The sequence below is a fragment of the Microvirga calopogonii genome (assembly GCF_003347665.1).
GTDB lineage: Bacteria > Pseudomonadota > Alphaproteobacteria > Rhizobiales > Beijerinckiaceae > Microvirga > Microvirga calopogonii.
This window is the reverse complement of sequence record NZ_QDGA01000108.1, coordinates 1-15,706: the sequence shown is the minus strand read 5'-3', so window position 1 is coordinate 15,706 and position 15,706 is coordinate 1. Positions and strand designations below refer to the sequence as shown.

Below are 15,706 nucleotides of genomic sequence, written 5' to 3'. Positions count from 1 at the left end.
ATGATGACAGAGATGATGAAGGATGCGGCCGGTCCGGGCCGTGGTGGGCGCATGTCGCGCCAGCGCAAACGCGAGGCGGTTCTGCGGCTGCTGCGCGGTGAGGATCTGGACACGGTCTCGCGCTCCCTGGGCGTGACGGCCGCCACGCTGAGCGGCTGGCGCGATGCTTTCCTGGCAGCCGGCGAGGCCAGTCTCGCCACCCGGCTGGCCACCGGTGAGGCGCTGGGGACTGAGCGGCTCAAGGCCCGGCTCGGCGAGATGCTGCTGGAGCGTGAGCTGCTGGAGGCCAAGATTGCCCTTCTGGAGGGCGGCCGCCCTTTAGCTCAGAGGAGGTCGAGGCGATGAGCCGGGCCCTCTCGCCGAGCAGCGGCCGGCCCTATGGCTTGGCGCGTGTCTGCCGGATCTGGCGCGTGGCCCGGGCGAGCGTCTACCGGCAGCGTCAGCCGCAGACGGACCGGCGGCGCCGCGGCCCGGTCGGACCGCTGTCCGATCCAGTGCTCACAACCGAGATCCGTGCCGTCCTGGCCGCCAGTCCGTTCCATGGCGAGGGGCATCGGAAAGTTTGGGCCCGCCTGCGCCTGAAGGGCATCCGCACCTCGCTCCGCCGTGTGTTGCGGCTGATGCGCGAGCACGACCTGCTGGCGCCGTCCCGGATGGGGGCGCCGCGTGGGCCGCGCAACCACGACGGCACGATCATTCCGGCAACCATCGACACCCTGTGGGGCACCGACATGACCACCGCTTGGACTGGCGAAGGGCAAGCTGCCGTGTTCGTGGCGGTCGATCACTACAGTGCCGAGTGCGTCGGCATTCATGCCAGTCGCCAAGCCACCCGCTTTGAAGCTCTCGAGCCGCTGCGCCAGGGCGTACGCGAGCACTTTGGCGGCTTTAGCAAAGGGATTGCTTCAGGCCTGTCGATCCGGCACGACCATGGCAGCCAATACATGTCGCGAGCATTCCAGGACGAGTTGCGGTTCCTTGGGATCGAGAGTTCGCCGGCCTTTGTGCAGGCTCCTGAAGGCAATGGCTGTGCGGAGCGGTTCATCCGCACCCTGAAGGAAAACCTGCTGTGGGTGCGCTCGTTCGAAACCATCGAGGAGTTGCGCCAGGCGCTGCTGACCTTCCGAGAAACCTACAACTCCACCTGGCTGATAGCCCGGCACGGATTTCAGACGCCGAAAGCCGTCCGGCACAACCAGCTTCCATCCGCGGCCCTCGCCGCGTAGGCTTCAATCCGGTGTCTCAAAAACTGCGGGCGGTACACAAGGAGGTATATCCGGGGTTAATCAACGACTGTTTTTTCGATGCCGCGACGGCGCTGTGCCTGAAAAAAGCCGGGCCACAGATGACCGAAGAGCGGCCACTCTTTGCCCAGTGCGACTGGGAAAAATGCCCCAACAGCTGTTTCTCGAAAAAGCATCGCGCGGCATTCAAACTCAGCCTGGATGAGGCGTTGGCTCAGCGCAGCCTGCCGAAGCTGTCAAAGAACCAGCGCGTGGCCCTCGACATCGTCATCGCAAAATACCGGAGCGCGCTCGCGAGGATCGGCGATGCCGATTAAGAATACGAACAAAACGGCCGCGCTCGAGGCCATGGCGCGGTTGCTGGCCGGAACACCATTGCGGGCAGCAGACTCAATGCTGGTTGACCGCAATCTTGCGACCGAGTCGGAGGTCTCCAGGGCCACACTCGCCCGTAGCGCTCCGGTCATGAAAACATGGCGCAACCTGAAGAAGCAGGCCGTCGAGAGCGCTCTCACGACCCTTCGATTGCAATTGGCGGACGACCCGAAGCGGCGGCTCACCGATGCCGACCTGCTGCGGGAGGCCCGCGTCGATGCGGCGGCGCTGGCCCGGATGGCTCCGGACCTATTGCAGGCCTGGGATGATCTCAAGCGCGCCACTCCTGGCCGCCCACCGCGGCGGAACGCGACCTACGACCCGGAAAGCGCCATTGCCTCACTGACGGCCAAGCTTTACGCCCTGACCCTCGCCGTGCGTCAGCGGGATCAAACCATCGCCGACCTCCGTTCCGAAATCCGGCAGCTGAAAGGGCAGTGACCCCAGAGGGCATGGCTGAAATCCGGCTCCCTACAGGCAAGAAAGCTCTACCGCGCCCATCAAAACTCCGGCTCACAAGAGCCCAAGTTGAATGGATGAGAGAATTGGCCCAGCCTTCTCTTGGGCCCACGGATGACAAGGGATCGCCGCCCCAGGAGTAGGGTTCGCCGGGTTGTCCGCGCCGTGCCACCTCAGGTCGCCTTCAGCCGGCTCCTACGATGCTTTGATGCGTGGTGGGGCGGACTTTGTGGGAATAGGATTACGTCTGGAGCGCTTTTCTGGCTTCTTGAGCAGATCGGCTGCCTCAGCACCAAGCACCTTGGCCAGACGATCCACGACATCGATGCTGGCGCTATAGATGCTGCGTTCAAGCGCACTGAGGTAGGTCCGGTCGATCTCAGCCCGATGCGCGAGCTCCTCCTGCGACAGACCTGCAGTCTGTCGGTATTTTCTTACGTTCTTGGCGAGCACATCCCGGATTGACATGCCCGGGATCGCACAGCCTTGTAGAGTATTCTTCCACGGAGTATACTCTACAAAATGCTCTTACCTGCTGGAATCCTTCCCCCCCTCTTCGGCTCAACCTCTCGGAAGCAACCAAAGTCTCTGCCATCTCCCCACGACAGATCACGATGGCCAGCTCACGTTGCGCAAAAGAGAGGCAGGATCGGACGATGTTTAGGCCGCCCATGAAGTGTGTTGATTATACTCTGCCTGATTATCCTACCTTGATCTTCACCAGCGCGATCCAGCCTGCCGATCAGCAGCGACTGTCCTACGATGTTTCAATCATCGCCGAAGGGCCTGCCCGCGCTCGGGAGGATTGGGTCTATGGCTTCGAGCGTTGGTGTCGAGGCCATGGCCGAGTTGTAGAGCGTAAGCGCCCTTACCGGAATAGGACAGCAAGGGTTGCGTTCTTAGAGGGAACGCAAGCTCTTGTTACCTTCATCATCGAATGGATCGGGCTTGAATGGCTGGAGCGCGCCATGCAGGGCAGCGTCGACAATCAGCCGCCAACGGACGTATCGGCCCTCTTTGGCCAGCTTCAAGAGCTCTTGAGCCTGACCCACAAGATTGACGCGCGCACGAGAGTGGCAGATTACCGGGTTTGGGCGGCGGCACGAGCGACGCTAGGCTTTACCCTCCCGGTCACAGAGCTCAACTCAGGCAACTGGGATCATCTCCTCGACCAAGATCAAAAGAACGCGATCCGGAAGTAGGGCTGTGAACCACTGGCGCTCAACCAACACACGTGCCGTTATCAATCTGGTTGAGCCCTGAATGAAGCCAACTGCTCAGGCCATGATCCGTAAGTACGCTCTTGGATTTCTGATCCCGCCGGCCATCATGTTGGCCGTCGGCTGGTATCTTGTGCTAACCGGAGCCTTTGACGGAGTCGAGTTCCTGGCCTTTCTCGGCACGCCCGCAGCCGTGATGGTACTGGGGTGGGCTGCTGTCGTGGCCAATGAGATCGCCAACCGGCGCAGTGTACGGCGACCGCAGCAAGTCCGTTCAAGCAAGTTTCTTTTCTACTATCCCCTTGCTCCAGCCTTCTATCTGCTGGCTGGTGGGTGCGCGTTGTGGGCTGGCTACATCAGTGAGGCGTATTTTCTCGCCGTCGCCGGGGCTCCTGCGGCGGTCCTGACACTGGCCTGGCTCGCCATACTGGCCAATGAAATCGCCAACAGGCGAGGCGCAAGACGCGAGCGCCACAGCTCAGGACAGCCGCCTGAGAAACGACCATGAGCACCTCCAATTCCGAGGGCCCGCACGGCAGGATCTTGTTGGTTCAGGCTGCAACCGAAGCGGCCCATCGGCTCCATATATCAGAGCAGGATCTTGAGGCGATCATCGGCGGATCCGACTGGACCAACGGCAACCGTCCTCTGCAGGGTGACCAGAGTATCATCGAAATGGCGGCCCTCTTTCTCCGGGTACACCACTCGCTTGCTACGCTGGCGGCTAGTGATGCAGCCACGACGACCTCTTGGCTGCGAAGCTACAATACAGTTCTAAGTGGCTGTCCCATTGAGCTGATACGGTCGAGTGCGGGCCTCAGAGATGTTCTGGACTATCTCGAAAGCTGCCTTTGCCGGTGAACGAAGCTTGAAATGCCCTGCGATTAGGCATCATCAGGATAGAGCAGCCGCCATCCCGTGAACAAGCGGAGACCTTGGGGAGCAGGTAATGAAAACGGCTCGGTCACGAAGGAGTAGGAGATGAACGTGCAGACCCGCCTGGAAGCAAATGCGATCCTGGATCGGCTTGTCGCCGATGGTTCAACCTTCCCCCGGAACGACGCGCGTCGCTTGATCGACCTGATTCCTGTTACCCCATCCTCCCGATTTGCCTTCAAAGGCATCTTCAAAGGGCCTTACTCCCGCATTCGGGGGCATAGTCCTGGCCTCGGCGACATCGAACTCAAGGAAGAGGCCAAGGAGAAGACGATCACACTCAACGTACCGGCCTCGCACAGGATCGGCGGCTATGTGGTGACGCACACGCCCGGCTCAATCAACATCGAGTTGATGTGGGCCGAGACCAAGGCAGATCAGACGGGATTGAGCTGTTTGCTCGTGTACCATGGCCCGACGATGGAACCTGAGGAACTGCGCATCGCCGCGCAGAAGTCACTATCGTTGCTCTTCCTCACCATCAACTACGTTTCTTACGTTCCCTGGAAGAAGCCTGGGCCAACGTAGTGGCTTTCGCAGAGTGGATTAGCCTATCGTTAATGGAGAATTTGGCTTGAGCGGAATTTCAGAGCAGATAAGCAAGCTGGCTGAGAGCGATCCTGTGAACAGTGAGCTGTTCCGTCACGTCATAGATCGTCTCAGTGAGCTTGAAGCCGCGAAGGCAACTTTAGAACGATGGCGCACCCGCTTGGAGTGGTCTAGCTTCCGGCAGGGGCAAGGCAGTGGCTACATGTCCTCAGGTGGCGATGGCCCCCTGCTCCCTGCATGTCTGCTCTGCGGTCACTTGAAGCCGGGCGCTGGAGCTGAAAGCCACTTCATTGCATGAGTCATAGGCCACAAACCTGATTGTGAATTCCGGCAGAAGAAATAGAGAATCTGTCGTCAATCCAGTCCCGTACCAAAGGAATGGGGATATTCCACGCTAGCCATTGTGCGACGGGGAGGCACTATAGGAGAGCAATAGCGCTTTTTGCGACCCCTGCTTGGCTTGCCCTCGTTCACATGCAGCGAGGGAACATGGCAGGCTTGTCGTTCGGGGCTGTATCTACGACGGAGCGATCCACCAAGCGTCCCTTGGGTGGTTGGAGGTCGACCGGATCGAGAGCCAACGTTGGCTTGAGGCCGTGCCCCGCAGCGTTCATGGCACTGGTAGGCATTGGGGTTGCGCGTCCCTCACACATGACTCCTGACCGGCAACCACGCTCTTGGCGGAGACTACAAGCCGACCGGGATTGTTCAGGTCACCGCATGCTGTCTAGCGCTACCCCTAACCTGAGGAGTTCGCGTGACTGGGATAGCGTGGGATTGTTGCATGGTCCGCTCGAAGCTTCCCTGCTCGAGTTCACCTGGTGACCATTCGTTGGCCACTCTGAGGTTGGCCCGGGCAACCGCCGGGCCAAGTGGCAGACTGCGTCTCCTTGCCTGCATTCGCAATCCCAACGGTAATCCGTCCCGAGCCCGTTCAGGCAGTGAGCGACGACACCCTGGTCCATTCCGACCTTTGCAGATCACCCATCCATGACAGGATAGGTGGCGTAAGCTCATAATGGGATCGGTCCAACGGATGCAAAGCGAATTTGGCTCGGCCTGCTCTACAGTATCACGTGATCGGCAGCCGCACAGGCTGGATGGCCGAGTTGGAGAGCCAAAGGGGTTATATTGCAAGAGCATGCCGAAGGTTCCATACTCTGCGATATACCGAGCTCGCGGTCGTCACATGGATCAGCCAGACGTCACAGTAAGAGTTCTTGGGATCCCGGAGTTCGGACTGCCCTCACCCGGGCGGGTCTTTCCAGTCAAAGGATTCCAACTGCTCGCCCTGTTAGCTTCATCATCGTCACACAAAATGACGCGCAAACAGATTGCTTCATTGCTGTGGGATAGCAGGAATGAGGCAGTTGCACTCGCTAATCTCCGCCAGTTACTCGCCCGGATACGGCAGGCCGCCAAGAACACAGAGTTGATTAGCTCTTCCGTCGAAGAAGTTGAACTCGGAAAAGACGCCGCGCAGATTGATGTTATCTCATTTTTTATCTCTCTAGAACATCATTCTCCCGCGAAATGGGAGCAAGCTCTACATCTCTTTCGTGGAGATTTACTAGAAGGCATTAACGAGGCAACCGACGAATTTCTTTACTGGCTGACGAGCTATCGCGAACTACTACGCGAGCGCTTCTTCAGCGCAGCATCCACTGCCCTTCTGGAATGGACCCGGTATGGCAATGCCTCCAGCGATCGGCTTCGCGATCTCGCGCGAAGAATGGTAACTCTCGATCCCCAACGTGAGGCAACCTACCGGCTGTTGATCGAAGCCTACGGCCGCAACTCCATGTTTGATGATGTGGAGCTCACGCTCAAGGCTCTTGAGGCGGTGTTGCTTCGGGAGCATAACGATCGCCCCAGTAAGGAGACCATGGCCGTTGCACGGCGCGTGCTCTCGTGGCGGTCCAGCTATGAGCATGAGAGTGCCCCAACACCTTCGACCCACTCTGCTCCAAGGGTTGCTTTTCTGGCACCCATCCACATCGAAGGAGGGCGGATCGGCGGAATTGTTGGAGCACTGATCGAGGAGGTCGCAAACGAACTGTCACGCTACAGGAGCATTGCAGTTCTTGCGCCGCATAGTTCATTCCAAGTTGATCATGACTCCGGATTGCCGAGGGACAACAGCCTTCTTCGCTGTGACTACTCGGTCAGTGGATTTATACGAAGGAACAGATCGAGCACGGTCTTGTCGCTCCGAATGACCGAGTGGAACAGCTTGCAGATTGTCTGGGCCGCTCAGTTCGAGATCGACCCGTCAACACTCCTCAAATCTTTTGAGCTGATTGTGGCGCGGGTCGCATCCAGTCTGGCTTCTGCAATAGAGCAGGAGACGCTTCGAAAGCTGTTGTCGACCAAGAGCCATGAGGCTTACCTTTCTTTCCTGAACGGTGAACGGTCCCTTCTAAACTGCGATCTGCCTCGGCTTCGGCGCGCCCGAAGTGACTTCTGGCGAGCGGCTCAAGCCGATCCTATGTTCTCCCCGGCTCGCGCGCGCATCGCAACAACCTTGTACCTCGAGTGGATCCAGCTTGGTGGTACAGATCCGCAGTTGCTTACAACGGCGCAGGAGCAAGCTGCCTTCGCTGCGAAGCTGGACCCAAACAGTGCACTGGGGCACTGGACCCTTGCAACAGTTGCTCTCTATCAGCGAGACTTCGATACCTGCGAGGCAAAGTTCGCCGAAGCAGCCAGTCTCTGTCCCAACTCCGCTGAACTTCTCGTCCAGCACGCTGATGCTCTGGCCCATCTCGGCGACCCAGACGCCGGCTGGAGCAGGTTCGAACGAGCGCTAGACCTGAACCCGCTCCCTCCAGATCGCTACTGGTGGGCCGGGGCAAGCATCGCGTTCCGTCAGAAACGATATACCACTGTTGTCGAGCTCTGTGGCAAGCTCGCCTCAGACGAGTCTGCACTTGGGATCCTGGCTGCAAGCCATGCTTACCTCGGCGATCTTCGGACCGCACGTGCCTATGGGCGCAGGCACAAGGAGATTTACCCAGGATCGACTGCGTACGAGAAGAGCACCGTAGGACCTGATCGTCTCGCCGAGCACCGGGAGCATCGCCTGCACGGTCTCAGAATGGCTGGCATACTCTGAGCGAGGAAAGCAATGACGAGCAAGTTTTATGTTATCGGCGACAGATCGACGGGTGTTCTGCTGATCAAGCTTAACCCTTTGAAAGCGGTCATCATACCCCGTGAGCAGATCGATCTCTATGCCAGACGATCGAACAAAACCTTCGACGCCGTCTTCGGCGAAGTTGCTGCAGCCGTGAAAAAGCTGATCATAAAGTCAGACGAGGCGGATGTGCCGGCAGATGTCGCTGCTGTCTTCGAAGCCTTCGGTCATATCGTTCAGAATGGGTCCAACGTCTCAGATGCGGACTTCTGCTTCATCGCAGACGTTGACTCGTCCAACTGGACGACGCTTCGCGACGGTTTTGTCCCCATTGAGCCCGCAGTTGAAATCTTGGGAAATGCAGCAGAAGCGCACGATGCTGTTCCTGAAGTCCCCTTAAAGGGCGTCACAGCAGAGAGCATTGATGGGCAGCAATGACTGGCGCACGTCTGCACTCCTTGAGGAGGTGCAGGAGCTACGACAGAAAATCCGGAATTCGAATGCTTCAGAGAGTATTACCCGAGCCAACGATGACCTCGCATCGTTCTTGATAGCGATCGAACCTCGACTAAAGGAGTTTGGTATCACAAGGATCGCCGACCTCACGGGACTGGATATAGTAGGAATACCTGTTTATGCCGCGATACGGCCGAACTCGCGGTCTCTGTCCGTATGTCAAGGCAAGGGGTTGCTGCATGAGGTGGCGAAGGTTAGCGCCATCATGGAGGCGCTCGAGCAAGCCATGGCTGAACGAGCTGAGGATCTCATTGCCGTGCAGGCCACGAAGCCTCAGATGAGGCAGTACGGTTGGGAGTGTTTTGATCCGGAGGATAGCTCAGATGCCAGCAACGTTTCTCCAATGGGGGAAGCCGAACGCTCGTGGGTGCCGAGCATCTCCTTCACATCAGGTCGGACGGTCCTGCTTCCCTACGAGGTCGTCGGATTAGACTTTCGAGAGCCGAATCCCTGGGACGCCTCTACGTATAGAATGAATACGATAGGATTGGGCGCCGGGAGGTCGCTGGTTCAGGCGGTCACCCATGCGGCTCTCGAGGTCCTAGAGCGTGACGCAACAGCATTCACCGACATGCTCGGCATCCATCCACGTTTCGCAAGAGTGCTCAGTTACCACCGTGGTCAATCCGCAGAACTGGACGCGGCTGTCCAGAAAGTACAGAGGGCCGGGTTGGACTATGTGTTTATCCAGCACAATGCCGATTTCGACCTCCCTGTGATTGGCACCTTTGTCCGGGATAGCGGAAATGTTCACAACTCCCGTGTCTATGCCGGCTTCGCATGTCGGCCATGCGCCCACGATGCTGCCCTTGCCGCGCTTCTGGAAGCGGTGCAATCGCGGGCAGCGCAAATCGCGGGTTCGCGTGAGGATCTGTCCGACCAGGATTTTGGCGGCGGAGGGGCTTGGCCGCAGACTGACAGAATGCCGGCGGCAACGTTGCATGCACTTGACCTCCATCATGGATCATGTCGAACGTCCGCACTAAACAAGCTTCGGTCTGCAATCAACGCAATCCTGAGCGTCGGCGCTGATGATATCTTTATTGCTCCACTTGGAGGTCCTGGCGAGGTCCGGACTGTGCGGGTAGTCGCACCAGGGCTTGGGGCAGCATCCAGGGATGGGCCAACGTATCTCAGCGCCCGGACGCTAGGCAAGCTCATGAACTTCTCCTGAGGCATCGTTTTGACCATAGTAATCTTCGCAGGCCCCACCCTCAGCAACGTTGATCTTGATCTCGCTTGCGGATTCGAAGTCCGGCCCCCGGCCGTCAAGGGTGACCTAATGGAGGCAATCAGGGATGGGGCTTCTTGCATCGCACTGATTGACGGAGCGTTTGAAACTCAAGCATCCGTTTGGCATAAGGAGATCCTCTACGCACTATCGGGTGGGGTGCCGGTTTTCGGTGCGTCAAGTATCGGTGCTCTCCGGGCTGCGGAGTGCCACACCTTCGGGATGGAGGGTGTAGGCAAAGTATTTGAGGACTTCAGGTCGGGGAAACGGACGGCTGACGATGATGTCGCGGTCATTCATGCCCCGGCTGAACTTAGTTATCATTTGCTGACCGAGGCGCTGGTAGATTTAGAGGCGACAATTGATCACTTGGCGGCATCAATGCTCCTCGACGTATCCGAAGCGACCCACCTCCGCCATGAAGCACGCGGTCTACATTTCAAGCACAGAACCTGGGACAGCATTCTCGATAAGTCCGGTTTCGACCCAGATCGGACAAGGGCAATCCGAGCGCTCTTAATTGATCACAGGATTAGTCAAAAGGAGCGCGATGCGCTTCAATTGATTAACATTCTGACACAAGCAGGGCCTCAGTGTCGGATTAGCGTCGAGAGCGAACGCTGCTTTGAGTTCAACCGCACGGGTTTCATAGCGGACCTTGAGAAAGCCGTTTTCCAGCGCCATGGTCAAGGAAGGCGCTATGACTGCACATAGCACTCAAGCAACGCCCACAGGGCGGTTGGTGTCGGATGTCGTGGGTCCGATCACCAGCGTGGCCATCCAAATCAGAGCAGCGGTCCTAGACCCGCAGAATGGGCACTCCAGAATAGCCTACGGGTCCCTTCTTACATCACTCCCACCCAAATGCGATATTCGGATCCTGGTCGATAAAAGTTTGTCCATTCAGCTCCATGATTGGCTCTCAACATTGGGCCAGCTTCCGCCCGTCCGAGTTGTCGAAGTCGACAACGATCAACTGAGCGCAAGTAGCGCGTGGATGAGAGATGGTTTTCTCCATGCTGTAGATGGTCGCACTCGCAAGTACTTTGCAGTGTACAAAGCAAAATCCGGTCAGCATGCGAAATGGTTGGCTGCGGCAGACGGTGCGGCGTTGGAAGTGATCCCGTTGGCGGTAGAAGGCGGCGACTGCATTGTAGGGGGCGATTTTTGGCTGGTAGGCGTCAATTCCGTTGGCAGCACGATGAATATTGAAGGCCGCCAATGTGACTATCAAACCGCTAAACAACGGATCTCGAAGCTTGACACTCGAAAGCTACACGTCGTCGGATATCGCGCGACGAACTTGAAGAACAAGTTTCGTTGGCTTCGATATAAGTTCCGAGACCTTTTTCGCGGACCGACAGCATCAGACCCGATATTTCTGTTCCCTTCCTCCGTTACCCAAACAGGGAAATGGTCAACATTTTTCGATATGTTACTCGGTATCCAAGGCGGCGATCGCCTGTGGCAGGAATGGGCCCACATCGATCTTGTTGTTGCTGTCACGGGACGCAAGGATGCCAAGTCCGGCAAGGATATTCTGGTGGTCGCCAGCACTACGGTTCATCCGTGTGTCCCTAACAGAGAGGCGGAAGTTCAAGGCGACTGTCTCGATGCTTTAGAGACATATCTCAGCCAGAGCGGCTTCCAGATCATACGCAATCCCGCTCCATACTCATCGCAGTTTGGAGTAGTACTTCCCTACAACAATGTGATCGTTCAAGACGACCCAGCCACTGTTTGGCTACCGCAGTTTGGCGATGCGGGCGATTACCAGGCGACTGATCAGGCAAATGTCGAGTTATGGCGCAAAATCGGCTTCAAAGTGGTTCCGGTTCCCGGCTGGGGTGCATTCTTGCGCGATCACGCCTCGATCCGATGCGCCACGAACGGAGTCGCGCGGTTGTAAATTCATCCGTGGGATTAAGGCCAAGGTATCACCTTGGCCGCAGGTAAGACGGCCAGGCCTTATCTAACGACGACACCCTATGAACGCTTAGCTGCTCCAACGGTCCCTCGCGCAGCGTTTCCACGCCAGCTTGTCTCACACTTGGCCGAGTCACGCTCAAGTCACGCCATGTTCGTCATAAAGCTCGTGCCAGCTGACGCGACTGGCAACCAATTGAGGAGACGAGAAATGACGAAGTCGACCCTGATCGTACAACTTGGCGCGGTGGCCGTCATGGCAGTTGCCTCGGCCTATAGTTTCCAAGCTGCAGCCATCGATCTCAACCCAAAGTACGAGCCGCGCCCGCAAACCGACAGTGAACGCCTGCAGAATTTCCGCCCGCCGCCGCCGGCGCCGAGGCAAGACACTGTGCTCGATCGTGCGGCGCGTGCCTACGACAACGCGCCGGTTCGGCCGACAGTCGATCCGAACACGAGAACCCCCATGATCCAATACAACAAGAAGTGGTGAGGCCAGCGGCTGGTCCGCCTTCACCACTCGGACTGGCCGTACGGATTTTCACCGGATCCAATCTATCTACGGAGGCTGTTATGCCTACAACCGCTTTATTGCCTTCCTGCTATCTAGGTCGAGTCCTGGAGCATGGGAGATGCCTGCCATACGTCCTGTTGCTGCTGACTAGCACCACCATCACTCCGTCCCTGGCTCAGGAGTCCCCACAGAAGCTAGATCCAGCAGAGACCAGCGTTGCGGCCTACAATGTCAGCGTCAGGAAAATCCCTGTGATTGGTGGCGTCCTCACGATTTCAGGAGAACGGCGGTGGGACGGGTTCTTCGTTGGTGTCGAGAAAATCCAGTTTGAGCCAGGTGCAAAACTGGTGTTCACCCAGAAAGCCATGAACATGGGTGGAGACTTGTATATCCTTGCCAAGGAGATCATATCTGTCTCTCAGACCAACCCTGGCACCATCACGTGGGAGCGGCCCCCGTTGGACGTGCCCCCTGCCAAGGGGAGCGCCACCGCCGGAGGTGGTTATCCAGGGGATGACCGCGCCGGAAACCCTGGCAGCAATGGTGATATCGGCAACATGGGTTACCGTGGTGCGGACGCTCCGCGCCTAACGCTTGTCGCCCAGAAGACCACTGGTCCGGTACTCGTCCGCATGGATGGGGCCAACGGTGGACAGGGCGGCAAAGGTCAAACAGGTGGCCGTGGGGGACCAGGAGGCAATGGCCACCCTGCCTCGCAAGACCTAGTCAACTGTAGACGCGGTGCGGGTGACGGCGGGCCCGGAGGCAAGGGCGGTGATGGCGGCCCGGGTGGCCCAGGAGGTACTGGCGGCAATGGCGGAACATTCACCGTGATCACTGCGGCCGACAATGTGGCACTTGCGACGACTTTGTTCCGGGTAACCCTCACCCCTGGAGCAGGTGGCACCGGTGGGCCCGCCGGTGATCCAGGATTGGGCGGGGATGGTGGCCAGGGCGGACAGGAGGCTCTGCCCTGGTGCCGCGGCAACGGAAGCGCCGGTCCTACGGGTCCCGCAGGCGCACCTGGAGCAGTCGGCAAGCCAGGTGTGGCAGGCGTGGCGGGCAATTACCTCGTCGGCGCTCTGGGACCGACTGATGTTGATCGGGTTCTGACGCAGTAAAACCAGTGAAGGCGGCTCCTCAACCGCCTTCGCAACCATGGACCGACATTTTCTCAAACTGGATCAGCCATAGGGCTGACTGAAGTCACGTCCATCGATCTGGGAGGTTGTGATGAGATCCATAATTCAGGCGACGGTCCTGAGTGGGCTAGCAGTTGGCGCAGCCGCGACGGATGCCCAAGCCACAACGTACCTGTTCCATGTCAGTTGCCCCGACAAGATCTTTGTCGCGCAGTGGGATACTGGGACAATCGATCCAGGGCGTGAGTATCTGCGGGTGACTACCGGAACCAAGTTCGCAAACTGCACTGTCGGCGATTACAACGCAGCCCGTGATGGCAACCTACCGCGCGAACGATACAGCCATGAGGGAGCCGTCATTCAGGGTGTCCCGCTCGTTGGCACAATTGTCTGCGGTATCTTCGGCTGCTAGCCCTGCTCCACAGAATGCGGCTCCGAAATGGCTGCTTCGGAGCCGCGTTGAGTGGCCCCCGTGATAAGATTCGACGAAAGGCACCCGGTTACGGCGGACAACTCCGCGTCGCCTTTCAAGATTGGACCAACCGCTGCACAATGGACACAAGCCGCGGCCGAATCTCGTGGTCAGGGGTCGTCAGTTCTCAAACCCAGATACGCCGTGCAGGAGGTCCCAATCCGGTCAGACTAGGACGGAAGTACCGCACGCACTTTGTACCACCGACACACTACTCGAGAAACAACAACAGAGGCCGCATTGAGAGTTCAGTCGTCGGGCTGCACATCCATGGGTCGATGCGACGCTCGGCGATCCTGCTGTGCGTCCGGTGGTACCTCGCTTACGGCCTAGGCCTGCGGAGCCTTGACGAGATGATGGCCGCGCGGCGTCTCCGTCGATCATTCGGCCGTTCAAAGGTGGGTCGTCAGGTATGCACACGAACTGCTCCAGCGCTTCAATCTTCGCAAACGAGTCGTCAGCCGGAGATGGCACGTGGACGAAACCTATATCAAAGTCCGCGGGCCGTGGATGTATCTTTACCGCACCTTCGACAGCAATGGCGATACCGTCGAATTCTGGCTCAGCGAGCGGCCTGACCTTACTGCAGCAACGCGTTTCCTGAGCAAGGCGCTCAAGCAGCGTGGCCGGCCCGAGCACATCGTCCATGACGGTAGTCAGACGAACCGCGAAGCGATCATAACCTGCGATACCGCAAACGGGCTCTAAGATAAAACACGGAGTGATTTGACGCCAATTCGCATTCGACAAAGTGCCTACCCGAATAACCGCATCGAGCAGGATCATCCCGCCATCGAACGCCGAGTTCGACCAATGCTCGGATTCAAGTTGGTGATCCGCGCGAGTGATCCTGGGCGGTATTATTGATCCGGCCCTCATTATCTTGAAGGAGGCCGAGATCGGTCCAGATTGATCGGCATGAAGCACGTGGACATGCGCAAGCTGCCGGCGGCGGCGCAAGAGGAGCGCCGGCGTCAAGTGATTGGGCTGCGGGAGCGCGGGCTGACTTACCGGGCGATCGCGGCTCAGGTTGGGCTGTCGCCAACCGGGGTGTTCGACATCTGCCAGCGGTTCGCGACGGAGGGCGCACAGGGGCTGGTGAGCCAGCCGCGCGGGCGCAAGCCGGATGAGCAGCGGCTGCTGAATGCGGCCCAGGAGGCCGAGGTTCGGCGCCTGATCTGCCGGCACACCCCGGACGAACTGGACCTGCCGTTTGCCTTGTGGAGCCGGGAAGCGGTGGGCGCGGTGATCGCGCAGCGCTGCGGGGTCGTGCTCGCCGTGCGGACTGTGGGCAAATACTTGGCGCGCTGGGGCTTCACGGCGCAGAAGCCGTTGCGGCGTGCTTACGAACAGAACCCGGCCGCAGTGCGGCGCTGGCTGCGGCGAGAGTATCCGGCGATCGTCGCGGCGGCCCGGCAGGCGCGCGGCACCATCTTCTGGGGCGATGAAACCGGCCTGCGCGCGGACGACGTGCGCGGCCGCGGCTATGCCCCTCGGGGCCGGACGCCGGTGGTCCGGGTCTGGTACCGGCGTGCTGGACTGAGCCTGATCGCGGCGGTAAGCAATCGCGGCGCAGTGCGCTGGATGATTGTCGACGCGGCGGTGAACGCCGCAACCTTGATCCGTTTCCTGCACCGCCTGATCCGCGATGCTAAGCGCAAGGTGTTCCTGATCCTGGACCGGCTGCAGGTGCACCGGGCCGCCCAGGTTCGCGATTGGCTCAGCGCGCATCGGGCGAAGATCGAGGTCTTCTATCTGCCCGCCTATAGCCCGGAGCTGAATCCGGAGGAGGGCCTGAACGCCGACCTGAAGCAGGTTGTCACCCGCAAGGCGCCCGCGCGCAGCAAACAGCAGCTCAAGCGGGCAACCGTCAGCTACATGCGTAGGCTGTCCAAATTGCCTGCCCGCGTCAGAAGCTACTTTCGCCACAAACCAGTCCGCTACGCCGCATGATGAACATCAAGACAATGAGGGCCGGATCAATAA

General features: G+C 58.9%; 16 protein-coding genes and 2 pseudogenes. 17 read left to right on the top strand and 1 reads right to left on the bottom strand.

The window, feature by feature from the left end; all coding sequences use genetic code 11:
* The 3 genes and pseudogenes from DDF70_RS31215 (at position 1) to DDF70_RS31205 (ending at position 2,060) form a co-directional block, all read left to right on the top strand.
* Positions 1-1,226: pseudogene (locus DDF70_RS31215) on the top strand (IS3 family transposase).
* 11 nt (positions 1,227-1,237) lie between these two features.
* Positions 1,238-1,561: a hypothetical protein gene (locus tag DDF70_RS31210; RefSeq protein ID WP_162820806.1), complete on the top strand. Its 324-nt coding sequence runs from the start codon at positions 1,238-1,240 to the stop codon at positions 1,559-1,561.
* Positions 1,551-2,060: a hypothetical protein gene (locus DDF70_RS31205; protein WP_114948543.1), complete on the top strand. Its 510-nt coding sequence runs from the start codon at positions 1,551-1,553 to the stop codon at positions 2,058-2,060. Before DDF70_RS31210 ends, DDF70_RS31205 begins: the two co-directional genes overlap by 11 nt.
* Positions 2,061-2,273: 213 nt before the next feature.
* Here DDF70_RS31205 and DDF70_RS31200 read toward each other — a convergent pair whose 3' ends face one another.
* Entirely contained in the window at positions 2,274-2,546 is a 273-nt protein-coding gene (locus tag DDF70_RS31200) for a helix-turn-helix domain-containing protein (protein ID WP_114948542.1), read from the bottom strand.
* Positions 2,547-2,734: 188 nt separating this feature from the next.
* Here DDF70_RS31200 and DDF70_RS31195 point away from each other — a divergent pair, with 188 nt between their 5' ends.
* The 14 genes and pseudogenes from DDF70_RS31195 to DDF70_RS31130 all read left to right on the top strand — a co-directional run bounded on the left by DDF70_RS31195 (position 2,735) and on the right by DDF70_RS31130 (position 15,673).
* Positions 2,735-3,280, top strand: a complete 546-nt coding sequence (locus DDF70_RS31195; RefSeq protein ID WP_114948541.1) for a hypothetical protein — start codon at positions 2,735-2,737, stop codon at positions 3,278-3,280.
* Positions 3,281-3,341: 61 nt separating this feature from the next.
* Positions 3,342-3,806, top strand: coding sequence for a hypothetical protein (locus DDF70_RS31190; protein WP_114948540.1), 465 nt, complete (start codon positions 3,342-3,344; stop codon positions 3,804-3,806).
* Positions 3,803-4,159: an antitoxin Xre/MbcA/ParS toxin-binding domain-containing protein gene (locus tag DDF70_RS39370; RefSeq protein ID WP_114948539.1), complete on the top strand. Its 357-nt coding sequence runs from the start codon at positions 3,803-3,805 to the stop codon at positions 4,157-4,159. The genes DDF70_RS31190 and DDF70_RS39370 overlap by 4 nt, the downstream gene beginning before the upstream one ends.
* A 126-nt stretch (positions 4,160-4,285) precedes the next feature.
* Positions 4,286-4,762 carry a hypothetical protein gene (locus DDF70_RS31180; protein WP_205772525.1) on the top strand — a complete coding sequence of 159 codons (477 nt, stop codon included), beginning with the start codon at positions 4,286-4,288 and terminating at the stop codon, positions 4,760-4,762.
* A 1,210-nt stretch (positions 4,763-5,972) separates the two neighbouring features.
* Positions 5,973-7,898, top strand: coding sequence for an AfsR/SARP family transcriptional regulator (locus tag DDF70_RS31175; protein WP_162820805.1), 1,926 nt, complete (start codon positions 5,973-5,975; stop codon positions 7,896-7,898).
* A gap of 12 nt (positions 7,899-7,910) precedes the next feature.
* Positions 7,911-8,357, top strand: a complete 447-nt coding sequence (locus DDF70_RS31170) for a hypothetical protein (RefSeq protein WP_114948537.1) — start codon at positions 7,911-7,913, stop codon at positions 8,355-8,357.
* On the top strand, positions 8,344-9,609 hold the full coding sequence (locus DDF70_RS31165) for a YcaO-like family protein (RefSeq protein ID WP_114948536.1): 1,266 nt from the start codon (positions 8,344-8,346) through the stop codon (positions 9,607-9,609). The genes DDF70_RS31170 and DDF70_RS31165 overlap by 14 nt, the downstream gene beginning before the upstream one ends.
* A gap of 108 nt (positions 9,610-9,717) precedes the next feature.
* Entirely contained in the window at positions 9,718-10,380 is a 663-nt protein-coding gene (locus DDF70_RS31160; RefSeq protein WP_162820804.1) for a TfuA-like protein, read from the top strand.
* A 181-nt stretch (positions 10,381-10,561) separates the two neighbouring features.
* Positions 10,562-11,575, top strand: coding sequence for a hypothetical protein (locus DDF70_RS31155; protein WP_162820803.1), 1,014 nt, complete (start codon positions 10,562-10,564; stop codon positions 11,573-11,575).
* Positions 11,576-11,803: 228 nt separating this feature from the next.
* The gene (locus DDF70_RS31150) at positions 11,804-12,085 is read left to right on the top strand and encodes a hypothetical protein (protein ID WP_114948533.1); all 282 of its coding nucleotides are present in this window, start codon (positions 11,804-11,806) and stop codon (positions 12,083-12,085) included.
* Positions 12,086-12,357: 272 nt separating this feature from the next.
* A complete protein-coding gene (locus DDF70_RS38895; RefSeq protein ID WP_162820802.1) occupies positions 12,358-13,227 on the top strand; it encodes a hypothetical protein in 870 nt (289 codons plus the stop codon).
* Between the two features lie 112 nt (positions 13,228-13,339).
* Entirely contained in the window at positions 13,340-13,660 is a 321-nt protein-coding gene (locus DDF70_RS31140; RefSeq protein ID WP_114948531.1) for a hypothetical protein, read from the top strand.
* A gap of 338 nt (positions 13,661-13,998) precedes the next feature.
* Positions 13,999-14,582: pseudogene (locus DDF70_RS31135) on the top strand (IS6 family transposase); the annotation flags it as partial.
* 56 nt (positions 14,583-14,638) lie between these two features.
* Positions 14,639-15,673, top strand: coding sequence for an IS630 family transposase (locus DDF70_RS31130; RefSeq protein WP_114944487.1), 1,035 nt, complete (start codon positions 14,639-14,641; stop codon positions 15,671-15,673).
* Positions 15,674-15,706: the final 33 nt, after the last annotated feature.